Annotated in this window: 16 protein-coding genes; all 16 read right to left on the reverse strand. The window is 32.9% G+C overall.

From position 1 onward, the window contains the following. Nucleotides 1-40: 40 nt before the first annotated feature. Nucleotides 41-460 (reverse strand): HIT family protein, encoded by a 420-nt coding sequence (locus tag bhYOR_RS01850; RefSeq protein WP_025399709.1) that lies wholly within the window; start codon nucleotides 458-460, stop codon nucleotides 41-43. 60 nt (nucleotides 461-520) lie between these two features. Further along, the gene (mgtE, locus tag bhYOR_RS01855) at nucleotides 521-1,882 is read right to left on the reverse strand and encodes a magnesium transporter (RefSeq protein ID WP_025399710.1); all 1,362 of its coding nucleotides are present in this window, start codon (nucleotides 1,880-1,882) and stop codon (nucleotides 521-523) included. A gap of 54 nt (nucleotides 1,883-1,936) precedes the next feature. Next, entirely contained in the window at nucleotides 1,937-3,361 is a 1,425-nt protein-coding gene (locus bhYOR_RS01860; RefSeq protein ID WP_025399711.1) for an MGH1-like glycoside hydrolase domain-containing protein, read from the reverse strand. Between the two features lie 280 nt (nucleotides 3,362-3,641). Continuing rightward, nucleotides 3,642-4,652: a BMP family ABC transporter substrate-binding protein gene (locus bhYOR_RS01865; RefSeq protein ID WP_025399712.1), complete on the reverse strand. Its 1,011-nt coding sequence runs from the start codon at nucleotides 4,650-4,652 to the stop codon at nucleotides 3,642-3,644. A gap of 34 nt (nucleotides 4,653-4,686) precedes the next feature. Continuing rightward, a complete protein-coding gene (locus tag bhYOR_RS01870) occupies nucleotides 4,687-5,757 on the reverse strand; it encodes a BMP family ABC transporter substrate-binding protein (RefSeq protein ID WP_025399713.1) in 1,071 nt (356 codons plus the stop codon). Between the two features lie 166 nt (nucleotides 5,758-5,923). Next, nucleotides 5,924-6,958, reverse strand: a complete 1,035-nt coding sequence (locus tag bhYOR_RS01875) for a BMP family lipoprotein (RefSeq protein ID WP_025399714.1) — start codon at nucleotides 6,956-6,958, stop codon at nucleotides 5,924-5,926. A gap of 23 nt (nucleotides 6,959-6,981) precedes the next feature. After that, nucleotides 6,982-8,001, reverse strand: coding sequence for a BMP family lipoprotein (locus bhYOR_RS01880; protein ID WP_025399715.1), 1,020 nt, complete (start codon nucleotides 7,999-8,001; stop codon nucleotides 6,982-6,984). Between the two features lie 83 nt (nucleotides 8,002-8,084). Continuing rightward, nucleotides 8,085-8,558 carry a 30S ribosomal protein S7 gene (gene rpsG / locus bhYOR_RS01885; protein ID WP_025399716.1) on the reverse strand — a complete coding sequence of 158 codons (474 nt, stop codon included), beginning with the start codon at nucleotides 8,556-8,558 and terminating at the stop codon, nucleotides 8,085-8,087. A gap of 14 nt (nucleotides 8,559-8,572) precedes the next feature. After that, a complete protein-coding gene (gene rpsL, locus bhYOR_RS01890) occupies nucleotides 8,573-8,947 on the reverse strand; it encodes a 30S ribosomal protein S12 (RefSeq protein ID WP_011772336.1) in 375 nt (124 codons plus the stop codon). Nucleotides 8,948-9,009: 62 nt separating this feature from the next. Further along, nucleotides 9,010-13,143 carry a DNA-directed RNA polymerase subunit beta' gene (gene rpoC / locus bhYOR_RS01895; protein ID WP_025399717.1) on the reverse strand — a complete coding sequence of 1,378 codons (4,134 nt, stop codon included), beginning with the start codon at nucleotides 13,141-13,143 and terminating at the stop codon, nucleotides 9,010-9,012. A gap of 14 nt (nucleotides 13,144-13,157) precedes the next feature. Continuing rightward, the gene (rpoB, locus tag bhYOR_RS01900; RefSeq protein ID WP_025399718.1) at nucleotides 13,158-16,625 is read right to left on the reverse strand and encodes a DNA-directed RNA polymerase subunit beta; all 3,468 of its coding nucleotides are present in this window, start codon (nucleotides 16,623-16,625) and stop codon (nucleotides 13,158-13,160) included. Nucleotides 16,626-16,710: 85 nt separating this feature from the next. Then, on the reverse strand, nucleotides 16,711-17,082 hold the full coding sequence (gene rplL, locus bhYOR_RS01905) for a 50S ribosomal protein L7/L12 (RefSeq protein WP_025399719.1): 372 nt from the start codon (nucleotides 17,080-17,082) through the stop codon (nucleotides 16,711-16,713). Nucleotides 17,083-17,148: 66 nt separating this feature from the next. Further along, entirely contained in the window at nucleotides 17,149-17,643 is a 495-nt protein-coding gene (rplJ, locus tag bhYOR_RS01910) for a 50S ribosomal protein L10 (protein WP_025399720.1), read from the reverse strand. 10 nt (nucleotides 17,644-17,653) lie between these two features. Beyond that, a complete protein-coding gene (rplA, locus tag bhYOR_RS01915; protein WP_012422158.1) occupies nucleotides 17,654-18,328 on the reverse strand; it encodes a 50S ribosomal protein L1 in 675 nt (224 codons plus the stop codon). Further along, the gene (gene rplK / locus bhYOR_RS01920) at nucleotides 18,328-18,762 is read right to left on the reverse strand and encodes a 50S ribosomal protein L11 (protein WP_025399721.1); all 435 of its coding nucleotides are present in this window, start codon (nucleotides 18,760-18,762) and stop codon (nucleotides 18,328-18,330) included. Before rplK ends, rplA begins: the two co-directional genes overlap by 1 nt. 53 nt (nucleotides 18,763-18,815) lie before the next feature. Next, nucleotides 18,816-19,370, reverse strand: a complete 555-nt coding sequence (gene nusG / locus bhYOR_RS01925) for a transcription termination/antitermination protein NusG (protein ID WP_025399722.1) — start codon at nucleotides 19,368-19,370, stop codon at nucleotides 18,816-18,818. Nucleotides 19,371-19,372: the final 2 nt, after the last annotated feature.

Below are 19,372 nucleotides of genomic sequence, written 5' to 3' on the forward strand. Positions count from 1 at the left end.
ATTTCTATAAAAACAAAATCTCTATTTTTAATAAAAAATCTTAAATATTTTGACTTATCTTCTCAGACAAATCTAAAAATTCATCTCCTGAGAGTTCAATACTACTACCTCTTTTAAAACCAAGATTATCCCCCCGAAACCTCGGAATCACATGAAAATGAGTATGAAAAATAACTTGGCCCGCATCAGAACCAATTGCACTATAAATATTAACTCCCTTACAAATATTTAAATCCAATTTTTTCAAAGAAAGAGCTATTCTCTTACAAACTTTTAATATTTGTCCATTAAGTTCATCACTCATATCCAAAGCATCATTGCTATGTTGTTTTGGAATAACAAGAGTATGTCCAATATTTAAAGGATTAATATCAAGAAAAGCAAGCACTAACTCATCCTCATAAACCTTATAACAGGTCATTTCATTTTTTACTATTTTACAAAAAATACAATCACTCAAAATTTTCTCCAATTTAATTCTATTTTAGTTCCATTTACTCCCACTAGAAATAGAGCACACTTAAAAATAATTGGCTAATACTAATTTTGCTATATTAAAATAAGCAATTAAGGTAATAACATCAGCAATAGTAGTAATTAAAGGCCCAGCCATTAAAGCTGGATCTATTCTTATAAACTTAGCTAAAATGGGTAAAAGACCGCCCAATATTTTTGCTACCATCAACCCTATCATCAAACATGCAGAAACAACAAAAGCTATTCTAAACTTTTCATTATGTTCAGGAATTACAAAAAATATAATTCTTAAAAAATTAATACTAGCAAGAATTGAACCAACTAAAACACTGACACATACTTCCTTAAGTAGCACCTTAAAAAAATCCCCCACCTTCAAAGTCCCAAGAGCAAGTTCACGAATGATTAAAGCAGATGCTTGCGAACCAGCATTTCCTGACGTATCCATTAAAAGTGGAATAAAACTAGTTAAGATAACCAAAGATAAAACTAAATTCTGATAATTAGTAATTATAGTGGCAGTCAAAGTAGAAGATATCATAAGTACCAAAAGCCAAATTATTCTATTTTTTGTCATGTCAAAAATAGAAGTATCAAGATAAGACTTACCTAAAGGAGTAACTGCTGCCATTATCTGAAAATCTTCGGTATTTAAATTCTGAATAACTTCAAGAATATCATCAATAATAATGACTCCTATCATTCGTCCCTCATTATCAACAACAGGAACACTCGAAATATCATGATTTTGAAAAAGCAGAGCAACATCTTCCTTCTCATCACTAACTTTTACAATATAAAATCCACTGTTTTTCATTATTGCAGAAATGATAACATCATCACTAGATAACATTAAATCTTCAATCTTAACAACGCCTTTTAACCGTTTTTCTTCATCTGTAATATAATAGGTATAAATGTCTTCTTTGGTTTTTGCAACCTTTCTAATATAATCAAGAGCTTCTCCAACACGAAAATAATCTTTAAGCTCAATATATTCTATAGTCACAATTGAACCAGCAGAATCATCACTGTAAGATAAAAATTTATTAATAATTTCTCTATTTTCCTCAGTAGAACTTGCTAAAAACCTTTGCACAACATTTGCTGGAACTTCTTCTAAGAGATCAATAACATCATCAAGATTAAGTTCATCTATCATCTCTCTTATTTCTCTATTTGTAAAAGAATTAGCTAATTTATTTTTTGTGACTTGATCAAAATTAGAAAAAGCTTCAACAGCAACCTTCTTGGGTAAGAACCTATAAAGCAAAATCAAATCAGAACCATTAAGTTTCTTTAAAGCTTCACTAATATCAAAAGCATCGTACCTTAAAAGCTCTTCCTTTATATCAGAATATTTTTTCTCTTCAAGCAAGGTTTTTAAAAATACAACATCTATCATATCAATATCTCCAAGATTTTAATTTCGAATAAATGTTTATAACTAACCTATTAATTAAAGCTTATCTAAAAGCATTGAACATCTACCTGACGGTATAGGGAGAGTCTTTTCTTTTTTATTTAATATATTTATTGTAAAGTAGTAAAGTTTTTCTGATTCCATTTTGATCTCCCAGCCCCTCTTACCCTTATTGCATATAATTGTGGTTCGATTCTTCTTAAGTGATAAACTCTCTATACCCATAACTTCAAGAGCAGGAATATTCCAATAGACTGTTTTATCAGGCAAACTAATTGTAAGTCCAATAATATTTTCTATCATAAGGCTAATACTAAAAAGCGCAAGATAACAAATAACATCTTTTTCTGGAAGGAGCTTTTGCTCAACATCCAAATATGCAGGTCCTTCTTTCATTGGCTTATAAGCTTCCCAAATATGTCCCTTAACTTTGCTATCAGGCAATAGAGTATCTAATATATAATATAAATGTCTTATAGTAAATTCCCTTGCAATATTTGCACGTCCACAATATTCAAGTCCTTTAATAACAAAAAAATTCATATAAGTATAAACAGAACCATAATACCCATTCCCATCCGAATTAAAGCCAGGATCATTAGCTGAAAGAGTAGGAAAAGGATTTGGAGTGCCAAAGTGTTCATGACTTTTTAAATAAAAAATCATTCTCTCTATTCTATCCTCACTTGGAATCTCAGAGAGAAGGGGTAAGAAGCCTACTATTGTCTTACATCTAACAATATTCTCTTTAATATCAAGATCATAATAAAAGCCATCTTTCTCATCCCACATCAATGAATTAATTTTAGCTTTAAGAGAAAAATATCTTTTCTTATACTCAAGGGATAAATTTTTATCATTTAATATGTCTGCCAACTTTGCAATACAATATGCACTATGTACCTGAAATGAATTAAAATCTATAGGGTAATAAGCATCCTTTCTGGGAGAATTTTTATAAAAAATTTTATTCATATCAATTGAATAAAGACCATTTGATTTTAAAAACTTTTTCTCTATCCATTTATAATACTTACTCAGAACTGGCAAAACATCACAAATACGTCTCTTATTGCCTGTTTTATGATATAAATTATATTCAACCCAAGCAAAAATTGGCAATCCAATACCATCCTCATTTCCTTCCATATGAACAACATTATTATTATGGTCATAACGAGCCCTAATTGCACCAGATGCCTCTTGAAGTTCATAAAACTTATCAATAGTAGATGTGGGGGAATATTCCCCATTACTGTAAACAAGAAAAAAGCTTGAAAGACAAGCTTGAAGTTGATCTATAAACTCAAGATTTTCAGAATAATAATTCTTATCCTTTCTACCTTTCTCCAAAGCCTGCGAGAAAACAATTTTGTCTCGAATCCAAGAAAGACTCTTATTATAAATATCAATAAAATCCTGATCGTAATAGTAAATTTTGGGAAACACATTCTTATTCAATGCTCAAACCTCTGAAAAACAAATATCAATCGACTCCTATTTATTATACATTATAATAATAACAAAATGAGACTGAAAACCAAAAATTTTAATATTAAACACAATCTTAAAGTTAAGCAACATCTAATCAAAACAAATTAGTTAAAACTATAAATCGCAAAAACAGATTGATATCTTAAAAATTAAAAAAGCTTGAGCACAAACTATAAGTACCAAGCTTACCTCATATTAAAAAAATATGCAATATATTATCTCAATAATTACTTAAAATTCACATTAATTAAAGAATCTTCCTCATAAATTGATTATAAGTCCTCTCATTATTTGGAACAATAATCTTTCCATTAATTATTCTCTCAGAGAGATCATCTAATTCCTTTTCAAGCTCGAAAGAAATCATCTTAGGATTTTTAACAAAATCTAAAAATCCTTCTTTTAATCCATAACTTAATACTTGCCCCCCCTCAAAGGCATTTGTCTTTAAGTAATTAGAAATCATAATATTTAAAACTCGTCCAATATCTTTAATTGAAGACGTAATAACATTATCAGGTGCAAGGTGTGACTGATCCTGATCAACTCCAATAACATAATGCCCATCTCCAAGATCACGAGCAGATTCAATAACTCCAATCCCAGCTAAACCTGCAACATGATAAATAATGTCTATACCTTCCGCATACATCGCATTTGCCATGCTCTTTCCAGTATCAGTATTAACAAAATTGCCAATATACTTATTCTCAATATTAATATTCTTATTCGCATAAATAGCACCAGATTCATACCCATACCTAAATGTATTAACAACTATATCATCAACTCCACCTAGAAATCCAATTCTACCCGTCTTAGACATCTTAGCTGCAATATAACCTACCAGAAATGCTCCTTCCTCAGTTCTAAAAGTTATGGCTGACAAGTTCTCAGGAATGACCAAATCACTCGCATAAACCGGATCAATAATTACATATTTGCTCTCTGGATTTTCTAAAGCAGCAATAACAGCAAAATCACTAAACTTATGCCCAACTAACCAGATAAAATTTAAACCATTATCCTTTAATGACTCAAGATCAGCTAAATAAGAATTTGCATTAGACTCCTTCATCATTATTTCTAATCCGAATTCTTTTTCTACCTTCTTAGCACCCTTCCAAGCACTCCCATTAAAAGATTCATCATCAAAAGTTCCATCAACTAAGACAGCAATCTTAGTAAGTCCACCATCAGCCTTAGAACCAGAACATGAAAAACATAAAAAACACAAAATTAAGAATAAATTTTTCATATATATCTCCCTTTAAACCAATCTAACTAAAAGTTTATAACCTTGCCTTAAATAAATCAAACTCATGTTCAGTAGAAGGTATAATAAGATCCCCATTAACTATCGCATTCTGAATTTTTATAAGGGTATTAAACAAATTATTACCAATAATATTAGGATCTTTTACAATATCTATAACGCCTTCCTTCATTCCCCTTTCAATCATCCTACCACCATTAAATCTATTATTTTTAACAACATCTAATGAAAAATTGTATATGGCCTTCCCAACATCCTTAATTACAGAAGTAATAACATGCCCAGGTGCAAGGTATGCCTGATCTTTATTAGCCCCAATTACATAATGACCAGCCCCAAGCTCCTTTGCAGCAGCAAACACACCTAATGAAGCAGAACCCATTACAGGAAAAATGACATCAATACCATCTTCAACGTACATGTGCTCGGCAACAAATTTACCACTAACTTCGCTAAAGTCATCTAAAATTCTCTTAAAAATCACTCTTGTCTTAGGATTTGCATAAAAAGCCCCTGCTCTAAATCCAACTAAAAACCTCTCAATATGCCCAACATTAACACCAGTCAAAAACCCAACCCTATTGCTCTTACTCATCTTAGCAGCTAGATACCCAGCTAAAAATGCTCCTTCCTCAGACCTAAAATTAATAGCTAAAAAATTTTTAGGAATTATAACATTATCATAATTAATAGGATCTACAATTCCATAAAAAACATTTGGATTTTCATGGGAAAATCTTAATGCAGAATCTGAAAAATGAGCACTAATAAACCAAGTAAAATTGACCCCATCCTTTTGTAAAGCATAAACATCTTCTGCTAACACTTCATCAGCTGTCATCAATATCTTACCTTCAGCAGGATAAGGTGTTAAAACCTTTGAAATAAGCTTGATTCCAAACTCATCTCTTATGCTAATAGCACCATCAAGAGCATTTTGAAAATAACCCTTATCATCAAAATTACCTGGAAACACAATTCCCATAACAACGTTACTACTCACAGCAACAGAAGAAGATTCTTTTGAAGAAAAACAAGACACAAATAATAAAATAAATAAAATTATAAAACATAAATTTTTTGACACAAACTATCCTCTCCATAAAACAAATTTAAACATTTCTCAATTTTAAATAAAATCTATGCAAACTATCAATAAAAATCACACTAAATTCTAAATATCAAAACTTACATTATATAAAAAGTACACTTAAAAAATAAATATTAATGAAATTGCCTCCCCAATCAAGGAATTAATTCAATAGATTATGCATATCTAAAAACTTATTATATTCATCAAGATTGCTTGGAACCAAGATATCACCACGAACTATTTTATCTTCTATAATCTCAATCTCAACTTTAATGTCATCTTTAATTTTAGAATTATGCTTAACAATACCTACAGCACTATCTTTAAGTCCAAATTTTAATATTTTCCCACCATCAAAATCATTTGTATTTAAATAATTCTTTGTTATCTCATAAAGAGAATTCCCAACATTTTTAACAACTGACGTTAAAACATTATCAGATGCAAGATATGACTGATTCTGATCAACTCCAATGATATAATATCCAGCACCAAGCTCCTTTGAAACTTCAATCACTCCAAGACCTGCAAACCCTGCTGCTACAAATATGACATCAGTATTACCTTTATACATCTTCAAAGCAATAGTCCTAGCCAAGGAGGAATCTAAAAATGAACCCACATACTGAGAATTTAACTCAATGTTTTTATTTGCATATTTAGCACCAGCTTCATATCCATATTTAAATGAATTAATAACTACGCTATCCATTCCACCTATAAATCCAATCTTACCTGTCTTAGATGTCTTAGCAGCTAGATATCCAGCTAAAAATGAAGCCTCTTCAACTTTAAATGAGAGGCCAAGCAAATTATCAGGAAGACTTACATTATCTTCATAAGTAACATCAATAGCGCCATAATTAATATCTCTATTAAGAACAGCAGCCTGCTCAGTAGCTTCTTGAAGTCTAAAACCAACTCCCCAGATAATGCTAGAACCTTTATCTTTAAGACTCTCTAAATCACTAGTATAAGCAGAACTTGTTGAAGCTTTTCCAACAATCTCAACTCCAAAATCTTTCTCTAATATTTGAACACCCTTCCAAGCATCCTCACCAAATGACTTATCATCAAAAGTTCCATCAACTATAAGAGAAATTACGGGCTTCTTAGAAGACTCAGAAGTGAATGACTTCTTATTACACCCTAAAAAAGCTAATACAACAAAAATAAACACTAGGAATTTCTTCATATAACACCCCCTCCATAGTCATATTAGCTCTTATGTAACAGATTAACAACAAAGTTGTCATAAGATTTTCCATCTTTGGGAACCTTAATCTCATTATTGATTATCTTATCTTTAATTACTGAAAGGAAATCATAATCCTTTATTAAACTTATTGACTTATTAAAAATTAAATCAAGTGCTCCATCTTGAAGTCCAAATTCTAAGTTATGCCCACCAGTCCACTTGCCAATCTCTAAATAAGATCTTGTCAAATCTAACATAACTATATCAATCCTCTTAACATATGATACAAGTACGTTATCAGGTGCAAGATATGATTGATCCTGATCAACCCCAACAATATAATATCCAGCCCCAAGCTCTTTTGCAACCTCAATAGCACCAAGACCTGCAAGCCCTGCTGCTGCAAATATAATATCAATCCCAGAAGCATACATCTTACTTGCCATTGAACGTCCAAGCGAGAGATCAGAAAATGAGCCTATATATTGAGAATTCAATTCAATATCTTTATTTGCATATTTAGCACCAGCTTCATATCCATATCTGAATGCACTTAGAACTACACCTTCTATTCCACCTAAAAATCCAATCCTACCCGTCTTAGATATCTTAGCTGCTAGATATCCAACTAAAAACGCTCCTTCCTCAGATCTAAAATTTACATTTACTAAGTTTTTGGGCAACTCAACACCTTCTCCATAAGAACCTTCAATAATTCCATAATTCACATCAGAATTCTCGAGTGATTTTTGCAAGAAAGTATCTGTAAACTTAAAACCAACTCCCCAAATTAAACTAGATCCACTCTCTTCCAGTCCTCCAATATCTGCTAAATAACCGGAAGCCTTTGATGCTTTTTGAATTACATTAACTCTAGATTCTTCTTTAAGTTGAGTCATTGCCTTGGAAGAATTTTCATTAAAACCTCTATCATCAAAAGTTCCATCGACAATAACAGCAATAGTATTAGATAATGCGGTCTTATTTTGTGGGCCTGAACAACCCACGATCAAAAAAAATAAAATAATCTTTTTTAACATATACGCGAACCTCTGATCAATTTTATATAAAATCAATCAAACTCGCAATATAAAAGATTGAAGTATCAAAAAGTTATCTGTTATTACCATCTGTAATGCGTGAAAGCTCTATTTGCCTCTGCCATTCTATGAGTATCTTCTCTCTTTTTAAAAGCAGCACCTGTTGAATTGTAAGAATTAACAAATTCATTTGCTAACTTTTCTTGCATCGACTTCCCACTAGCCTTTCTAGCAGCTGAAATAATCCACTTCATTGCTAAAGCTTCACGTCTTTCCTCTCTAACTTCAACTGGTACTTGATAAGTAGCACCACCAACCCTTCTACTTCTAACCTCCACTAATGGTTTAACATTATCTAAGGCCTTATTGAAAGCAGCAATCTTATCAACTTCTTCAATCTTTTCTGCAAGCATATCAATTGAATTATAAACTATAGCTTCACTGATGGATTTTTTTCCATCAAACATCATTCTATTCACAAATTTAGCTATCACTTGAGAATTATACTTAGAATCTTTAAAGACTTTTTTCTTAATTTTTTTACTCTTTCTTGACATACAATTTACACCTCTTAAGCTTTTGGTTTCTTAGTCCCATACTTAGAACGACCTTGCTTCCGATTATTAACACCAAGAGTATCCTTAGCTCCCCTGATAATATGGTACCTAACACCTGGCAAATCTTTAACCCGTCCACCCCTAATTAAAACAACTGAGTGCTCTTGCAAATTATGACCAATCCCTGGAATGTAAGCTGTTACCTCAAATCCATTTGAAAGCCTAACACGAGCAACTTTTCTTAAAGCTGAATTAGGTTTCTTAGGTGTAACTGTCATTACACGAGTACAAATTCCTCTTCTTTGAGGACAATTTTGAAGCGCAGGAGATGCTGTCTTTTCTTTTTGACTCTTTCTTGGCTTCCTAATTAGTTGATTGATTGTAGGCATCTATGCTCCCTTTTTCCTAATTTTACCAATAAATGGTATCAAATATATGATTTATTTTCAAGCTACACTTCAGAGCTTGAATTTTCCCTTACCTTAACTCTTTTATATAAATTCATACCTGTGCCTGTAGGAATTAAATGTCCAATCACAACATTTTCCTTAAGACCTTTAAGATCATCAACGCTACCTGCAATTGAAGCATCTGTTAACACTTTAGTTGTTTCTTGGAAAGAAGCAGCTGAAATAAATGAATCTATATTAAGAGATGCTTTTGTTATTCCAATAAGGATTGGACTAGCTACTGCAGGTTCACCGCCTTGCTCAATTACCCTTTTATTTTGCTCATAAAAAGCATGTTTGTCCACCTTTTGATTATAAACAAAATTAGTATCACCCACAGACACAATCTTGACTTTTTTCATCATCTGTTTAATGATAACACCAATATGCTTATCATTAATACTTACACCTTGCTTCCTATAAACATCCTGAATTTCTGCTAATAAAAACTCTTGCAAACTAATTCCACCAAGAATTTCAAGAACATCATGAGGATTAATTCTTCCATCACAAAGCATATCTCCAGCCTTAACAACATCTCCATCTCTAACTAAGAGATGTTTCCCAGCAGGAATATAATGCTTATGCTCAACTCCATACTCATCTAAAATATTAATAAGTCTTTTACCTTTCTGAATTGCCTTAAACTGAACAACTCCACTTACCTTAGCCATTTCAGTCAAATTCTTTGGAATTCTTGTTTCAAATAAATCATTAACCCTAGGAAGACCACCAGTAATATCTTGGGTTTTCTCAGAACCTTTAGAAAGCTTAGCAATAACATCCCCTATATTAATATCTTGTCCATCTTCAACTTGAAGATAAGCATCCCCAGGAAGAACATAAGATGCAATCTCAACCCCTCTATCATTAATAATTAAGATTCTAGGATCAAGGGACTCAAACACTTGATCAGTAATTCTCTTCTCAATATTTCCAGTTTCAAGATTTATCTCTTCTTTAAGAGTTGTTCCTAATATAATATCTTTAAATTTAACTTTTCCCTTAAATTCAGCAATAATTGGTTCTGCAAATGGATCAAATGTTCCAATTACACGCCCAGCCTCAACATAATCACCCACATTTATCTCAAGTCTAGTACCAGCCTTTAGAGATATTTCTTGCTCCTCAGAGACAATCATTAGCTTGTCGTCTTTAATTTTAACATAACCAATATGAGATGATAATACATCAATACCATTCTTATTTACAAATAAAGGCATTCCCTTAATTACCTTTTGAGAAGCTAAGACTTTAAGTTCTTTAATTTCTTTAATATTTTCCTCATAAATAACATTTATTACTTTCAAAGTTCCTTTTCTTGTAAAAAGCAACCCGTCATCAACCTGCACATTAAATCCCTCTAATCCATTAAGAATGAAAGCGTTCTTAAGTGCAATCTTATCATCCTCACTACCAGCTTGTGCAACTCCCCCAATGTGAAAAGTTCTCATGGTAAGCTGTGTTCCTGGCTGACCTATCGACTGAGCAGCTATTATTCCAACAGCCTCTCCAATATTAACAGGCTTATTATTTGAAAAATCTCGTCCATAACATTTTTGACAAACTCCATGCTCAGCTTCACAAGTTAAAACAGATCTAATTACAAGTTTATCAATACCAACAGTTTCTAATAATTTTATCTTATCCTCTGTAACCTCCTCATTTACATCTAAAATAATTTCACCTGTAATAGGACTTTTTATTCTCTCAATTGAATAACTTCCAACAGCTTTTTCTCTTAAAGGCTCAACTATTTCCTCACCATTCTTTAAAGCCTCAACTTTTATGCCATTAATAGTCCCACAATCTTCTATTCTAACAACAACATCTTGAGCAATATCTACCAATCTTCGTGTTAAATATCCAGCATCTGCTGTCTTAAGAGCTGTATCTGCAAGCCCCTTCCTTGCACCATTTGTAGAGATAAAAAACTCTATAACAGAGAGCCCTTCCTTAAAATTAGAAATAATTGGAAGTTCAATAATATCTCCAGAGGTTTTAGCCATTAATCCTCTCATTCCTGCAAGCTGTCTTATCTGATTTCTACTTCCACGAGCACCAGAATCAGCCATCATATAAATTACATTAAATCCATCTCTATCTCTTTTAAGAATTTCCATCATCTTATTGGTAAGCTCTTCATTTGTCTTTGACCAAACAGAAACAACATTATTGTATCTCTCTTCTCCAGTAATAACACCTTTAGTATAATCATTCTGAATCTTTGCAATCTCTCTATTAGCCTTATCCACATATACTTTCTTCTCTTCAGGCACAATAATATCGCTCATACTTATTGTACATCCAAATTTAGTAGCATATTTAAACCCAAGTTCCTTAATAATATCTAACATCTCAATTACAATAGAAGAGCCATAAATAACATAAACTTCAGAAATTAAACTTTGTAACTCATAATCACTAAGGGTTTTATTTACAAATGCAATCTTCCCTGGTAAAGCTTCATTAAATACAACACGTCCTGCTGTGGTTTTTACATACTCACCATCAATCTTTACATAAACTTGTGCATTATAGTCTAAACTTTTATTATTAATTGCAAGAAGAACATGACTGAAATTAGCAAATTTACGTCCCTCACCAACTACATTTTTCTTCTCCATAGTTAAGTAATAAAGACCTAATACAATGTCTTGAGATGGAAATACAATAGGATGTCCGTTTGCAGGATTTAACAAATTATTAGTTGACAACATTAAAGCCCAACTCTCAGCCTGTGCCGCAGGTGTTAAAGGAACATGTACAGCCATCTGATCACCATCAAAGTCAGCATTATATGCATGACAAACAAGAGGATGCAATTTAATGGCCTTTCCTTCAACCAAAACTGGTTCAAAAGCTTGTATTCCCAATCTGTGAAGTGTTGGAGCTCGGTTTAAGAGCACAGGATGCTCTTTAATAACATTATCTAAAATCTGCCATACTTCATCCACTTCTTGTTCAATTAGACTTTTTGCTCTCTTTATGTTAAATACAGATTCACTCTCAATTAATTTTCTAATTACAAATGGTTTAAAAAGCTCAAGCGCCATCTTTGCAGGAATACCACACTGATGCAGCTTAAGTTCAGGTCCAACAACAATTACAGAACGACCTGAATAATCAACTCTTTTCCCAAGAAGGTTTTGCCTAAATCTACCTTGTTTTCCCTTTAATGCATCAGAGAGGGATTTAAGCGGTCTATTGGATGTACCCTTAACAACTTTTCTCTTATGCGAATTATCAAAAAGAGAATCAACTGATTCTTGTAACATTCTTTTTTCATTTCTAACAATGATCTCAGGTGCATTAAGAAGTAAAAGTTTTCTTAACCTATTATTCCTATTTATTACTCTTCTATAGAGATCATTAAGGTCAGAAGTTGCAAATCTTCCACCATCAAGCTGAACCATTGGTCTAATTTCTGGCGGGATAACAGGAAGAACATCCATAATCATCCATTCTGGCTTATTTCCAGAAACTTTAAAATTTTCAATAATCTCAAGACGCCTTAATAGTTTTTTATCAGTTTTATCATCTTTATCGATCATTTGAAGTCTAAGCTTAGATGAAAGTTCATCAAGATCAAGATTTTCAAGTAAAGTTTTAATTGCCTCAGCACCCATTGAAGCACTAAAAGACATTCCATATCTCTCTTTTGCTTCAGAGTATTCATCTTCATTTAAAAGTTGCATCTTTTTAAGATCAGTATCACCTGGTTCAATTACTATATATTTCTCATAATAAAGAATAGAGTTTAAATTAGAAGCTGTAATATCAAGTAAAAGACCAATTCTAGAAGGAATATATTTATAATACCATATATGAGCAACAGGAGCTGAGAGTTCAATATGTCCCATTCTCTCACGCCTAACTTTAAAATGCGTTACCTCAACATTACAACGATCACAAATAATGCCTTTATATCTTATTGACTTAAACTTCCCACAATAACATTCCCATTCTTTAGTTGTTCCAAAAATTCTCTCGCAAAAAAGACCATCTTTCTCAGGCCTTAAAGTTCTATAGTTAATAGTTTCAGATTTTTTAACCTCTCCATAAGACCAACTCCTAATCTGATCACGAGATGCTATTTTTATTCTTATCTTTTCAAAATCTTTTATCTCTTTCATAAAACCCTCAAAACCTAAGTTTTATTAATTAATTCCTCTTCCTTTTCTGTTAAAGGAATTTGATTACCCTTATCATCATAAATTGATAAATCAAAACCAAGACCTCTTAGCTCCTGCATCAAAACATTGAAAGATTCAGGAATTCCAGATACATTAGTAGGAATACCTTTAACTATATTCTCATATATCTTAACTCTACCTGACATATCATCTGATTTTACTGTTAAGAGTTCTTGAAGGGTATGAGCAGCTCCATAAGCCTCAAGTGCCCAGACTTCCATCTCTCCAAGTCTTTGACCACCAAATTGTGCCTTTCCTCCAAGAGGTTGCTGAGATACAAGTGAATAAGGCCCTGTAGACCTTGCATGCATCTTATCATCAACAAGGTGATGCAACTTAAGCATGTATATAATTCCAACCATTACCTCATTCTCAAATGGTTCTCCTGTATATCCATCATATAAAACTGCTTTTGATGTTTCATTAAATCCAGCTTTCTTTAACTTCTCTTGAATGCATTCATTTGTAGCAGATTCAAACACAGGAACATCATAATATTCACCAAGATATTTACCAGCAAGACCAAGCTGAGACTCCATTAATTGCCCAATATTCATACGGGACGGCACTCCTAAGGGATTTAAACATATATCAAGAGGAGTTCCATCTGCAAGATATGGCATATCTTCAACGGGAAGAATCTTTGCAACTACACCCTTATTTCCATGTCTCCCTGCCATTTTATCACCCTCTTTAAGTTTTCTTTTCTTGGCAATATAAACCTTCAATATCTCATCAACACCGGGTGGAAGATTGTTAACATCATCCTTAGTAATTCTTTGAACATCAATTACAGTACCTTCAGTACCATGTGGTACTTTAAGTGAATTATTCTTAACATCTTTTGCCTTCTCACCAAAAATAGACGTTAAAAGCTTAAATTCAGGAGTAATGTCTCCCTCCGATTTTGGTGTAACCTTACCAATTAAAATATCACCCGGCTTTACATAAGTTCCTATTCGTACAATTCCATTCTCATCAAGCTTATTTAATATCTTCCCACTAACATTGGGAATATCAGCTGTAACTTTCTCAGGCCCAAGCTTAGTTTCCCTTACCTCAATACTAAATTCTTTAATATGAATTGAAGTATAAAGATCTTCCTTTATAATCCTCTCAGAGATTAATATAGCATCTTCATAATTAAATCCATTCCAAGGAATAAAACCAACAAGCAGATTATTACCAAGTGCCACTTCTCCATATTTAGTAGCAGGGCCATCAGCTATTATCTCTCCCTTATTAACTACTTGACCCTCTTTAACTAAAACTGAATGATTAAAAGAAGTATCCTGATTTGTCCTCTCATATTTAGCAAGTTCATATTCATCTAAATCATGATCATCAGCTGCATCCTCAGGTCTTATAACTATTTTCTTGCTCGTTGCCAACACGACTATACCTGACCTTTTTGCCTTAACAACAACACCAGAATCCTTTGCAACTATTCTCTCCATACCAGTACCAACAATAGGTGGTTGTGGAAATAATAAAGGAACTGCCTGACGTTGCATATTTGAACCCATAAGAGCACGGTTTGCATCATTATGCTCAAGAAAAGGTATTAATGCTGAGGAAACAGAAATTAACTGTCTAGGTGAGACATCCATATAATCGATATTCTTAGGAATCATTGTCGTATAATCACCAGAAACTCTAACAGAAATTAAATCATCAATATAATTACCATCAGCATTAATAGCAGCATTTGCCTGAGCAATACATTTTTTTTCCTCATCAATTGCAGACAAATACTCGATCTCATCAGTGACCTTGCCATCAACCACCTTTCTATAAGGGGTCTCTAAGAAACCATAATCATTTACCTTTGCATAAGTAGCTAAAGACACAATAAGACCAATATTTGGTCCCTCAGGGGTCTCAATAGGACACATTCTACCATAATGGGTATAATGCACATCTCTTACTTCAAAACCTGCACGATCTCTTGAGAGTCCTCCAGGGCCCAAAGCATTAAGACGCCTCTTATGAGTCAATTCAGCTAAAGGATTAACCTGATCCATAAATTGTGAAAGCTGACTAGTTGCAAAAAATTCTTTAACAGCAGAAACAATAGGTTTAACACTTATTAATTCTTGGGGCTTAAGATTAAACACCTCTTTATTAGACATTCTATCTTTTGCAATTTTCTCTACTCTTGACATTGCACCTTTATATATATTTGTAAGCAACTCACCAACAGAACGAACTCTTCTATTTCCAAGATGATCAATATCATCAAGAACATCATGACCATCATATATTCTTAAAAGATGGGATATTGTATTTACTATATCTGTCATAGTAAGAACTGAGGTCGTTAAGTCATCAAGACCAAACTTTTTAGAAAGCTTGTATCGACCCACATGACCTAGATCATATCTCTTCTCTGAAAAAAACACATTTCTTAAATCACTCTCAGCATTATCAATGGATATTGGCTCGCCAGGTAAAAGCACACTATAAACCGCAAGCATTACAGATTCTCTTGAAAGCTCTTTAAATCCATCTTTTAGAGAAAAATAAGCATCTTCTTTCTCGAAACAATTTAAAATAACATCGGAACTAATAAAATGTTTCCCAGGAACACTATCATACCCATCAAAATCAATAAGGTCTATCTCTTTTACTCCATTTTGCAAGAAATCTTCAATATCTTGCAAAGTTATCTTATCACCTGCCCGATAAGTCATATTTTCTTTTATAATAATATTTGTTGCTAAATATTGCCCTGTGATTTCTCTTTTAGTATCTTCATTGACCTCAATTTTTCTAATCTTATAAAAAGTTTCAATTATTCTCTCTCTAGTATTAAGACCTAAAGCCCTTAAGAAAAGAGTAACAAGTATTCTTTTTTTTCTGTCTATCTTAACATAAAGGTAATCTTTTTTTGAGTCTATCTCAAATTCCAACCAAGAACCACGATAAGGAATAATACGAGCATAATACAAGTCTTTTTCCTTGTAAAAAACAACCCCAGGGGATCTATGAATCTGCGATACAATTACTCTCTCAGCACCATTAACAATAAAAGTCCCTCTATCGGTCATTAAAGGAATAGTCCCCATATAGACATCCTTTTGTCTTATCTCCCCTGTTGTTAGAAACTGCAAATTTAATCTTATTTTTAAAACAGCCTCATAACTTTGGCCCTTTCTTTTGCATTCTTTTTCAGTAAAACTAAGAGAATCATATTCAATATAGTATTTCTCATATTCAAGTGCAACCTCACCATTGCTACTTTTCATAGGAAAAACATCCCTAAAAACAGATTCAAGGCCTTCATTAAGCAAAGGTCTATTTGATTTCAATCTCTCAAGCTGCAAAAATTTCTCATAAGAATTCAATTGTATTTCTATTAGGTTAGGTAAGTCTAAGATTTCTTCGGCTTTTCCTTGTCCTAGATGAACCCTTTTTATCATTAAAAGACTCCTTTTTTAAGACACAATAAACCACATGCCATTAAAACGACATGTGGAATAACAAATCTGGCATATTTTTAATGTTTTACTTAATTTCAACTTTTGCACCAACTGCTTCTAGTTTCTTCTTTATTTCCTCAGCATCTGCTTTTGAAACACCTTCCTTAACTGCCTTAGGAACAGCTTCAACTAAGGCTTTAGCTTCCCCAAGTCCAAGTCCAGTAATAGCCCTTACTTCTTTAATAACATTTATTTTACTATCTCCGAAAGATACAAGCATTACATCAAATTCTGTCTGTTCCTCAGCACCAGCAGCAGGACCAGGTCCAGCAGCAGCAACAGCAACTGCAGCAGCAGTAACTCCAAATTTTTCCTCAATAGCTGTTATAAGCTCAACAACTTCAGCTGTTTTAGCTCCCTCAAGCCATGTTAAAATATCTTCTTTACTTAGTGCCATATTAACTTAACTCCTTTTATATTATTTCAAACAGTGATAGCATGCACCGTATTAAGACTAACACTGTTATGATTCAACTTTAACATCAGACAAAGCCTTTAAAGTTCTTGCAAGTTTTGACATTGGAGCCTTAAGAACACTCATAAATAAAGAAATAGCTTCTTTCTTAGTAGGAAGTTTACTATATGCATTAAGTTTAGCCTCATCATAAACTTCTCCCAGAACAAAACCTCCCTTAACTTTTAAAGTGCTAGTTTTAACAAACTCATAAAAAATTTTTGCAACCACATTAGCTTCATCAACAGCGGTAACAACAGCTGTTGGCCCTAAAAGATAAGAATCAAAACCTTCCATATGCTTATCTTTCAAAACTCTCTTCATTATATTATTTTTGACAACCTTTAATTCACCTTTCTCATTTTCAACTCTATTTCTCAACTCAGTAAGCTTTGCTACTGTTAATCCCCTATAATCTAGGAAAAAAATATTATCCTTACCATCTAAAAACTCTTTCAACGAATTAAACATTTCAACCTTTTTAGGATTTATCTTTGCATGCATAATTCAACTCCTAAACAAAATCAATCTTTACAGAAGGCCCCATGGTAGATGAAATATAAACACTATCCACAAAAGTCCCCTTTAAATCACTTGGTCGTCTTTTAAGTAATTCTTTAATAAATTCATCATAATTTTCCTTTATCTTCTTGTTATCCATAGAAGACTTACCAACAGAAAAATTAAGCACACCATTTTTATTTGCCCTAAACTCTGTACGACCCTTCTTAAGACCAGCTATTGTTCCCTTTAAATCATTTGTAATCGTTTGTGTCTTAGGATTTGGCATCAATCCTCTCTTACCCAAAATAGGACCAAGCTTCCCTACATCTTTCATCATATCAGGTGTTGCAACAACAATATCAAAATCACTAAAACCGCCTTTAACCTTGTTAATCAGATCATCATCCCCAACATAAGCAGCACCAGCTTCCTTTGCCTCTTGGGCTCTATCACCTTTTGCAAAAACAAGTATTCTCTTTTCCTTCATAAACTGATTTGGCAAAACAACTGTATCTCTAACTGTATGATTCTTCTTCAAATTGAGATTAATAGATACATCTATAGTCTCATCGAATTTAACAAATTTGATCTCTTTTAATAAAGAGATTGCATCATCTATGCTGTAAGATTTAAGCTTATCTATCTTAGAGATAGCTTGCATATATTTTTTCCCACTCTTAGCCATTATTTTTCTACCTCAACACCCATAGAACGAGCACTTCCTGCAATGATATTAAATGCTGCCAGTTCGGTTTTTGCATTCAAATCTGGCATTTTAACTCTTGCAATTTCCATTACTTTTTCTTTTGATATAGTTCCAACCTTTTCTGTATTTGATTTCTTAGAACCTGTCTCTATTCCAACAGCCTTCTTAATTAAAATCGAAGCCGGTGGAGTTTTTACAATAAATGAAAAACTTTTATCACTGTAAACAGTAATAATGACAGGAACGACAATCCCTGGCTCCATTTTAGCTGTTCTCTCATTAAATTCTTTAACAAACTGAGGACCACTAACACCATGGGGTCCAAGGGCCTGACCTATTTTAGCTCCTGGAGCAGCTTGAGCAGCTGGAACTTGAAGCTTGATCCAAGCAACCTCTCTTTTTTTTTTAGACATAAATAACTCCTTATGGTAATAACGCCTTTAAGCTCCCATTAATATACTAATTATTAAATTTTCTCTATATGTTGGAAATCAACCTCAACAGGAGTTGATCTCCCAAAAATTTGAACTGCAACTTTCAATTTCTTTTTCTCATAATCGATAGACCCAATAATCCCTTCAAAAGAATCAAAAGGCCCTCCTTTAATTCTAACTCGCTCGCCTTCTTCAAAATCATAAAGTATAAAAATAGACTTATCTGCCTTAATCTCTCCAGCAAGCATAAAGACACTCTTAACTTCTTCATCACTGATTGGAAGTGGTTTTTGCTCTTTATTAGTGCCAACAAAATTTACAACACCCGGAAGTTTAATAATATTAGCTACAGTGCTTTTCCAGTCCTGTTCAGGGAGATCTAACTCAATTAGAATATATCCCGGCCAAATCTTTCTCTCTCGTATCCGCTTTTTCCCGTTTTTTATCTCCTCTACCCTTTCAATAGGGGCCTTAACATCTAAAACATTACTACCAAAAATACCTTCACTGATCAAGAGTTTTATCTCTTGTTCTATCTTTTTCTCATACTGAGAAAAAGTCTGTAATACATACCAGGCCCTGGACATAA

Source organism: Borrelia nietonii YOR, from assembly GCF_023035795.1.
Lineage (GTDB): Bacteria > Spirochaetota > Spirochaetia > Borreliales > Borreliaceae > Borrelia > Borrelia hermsii.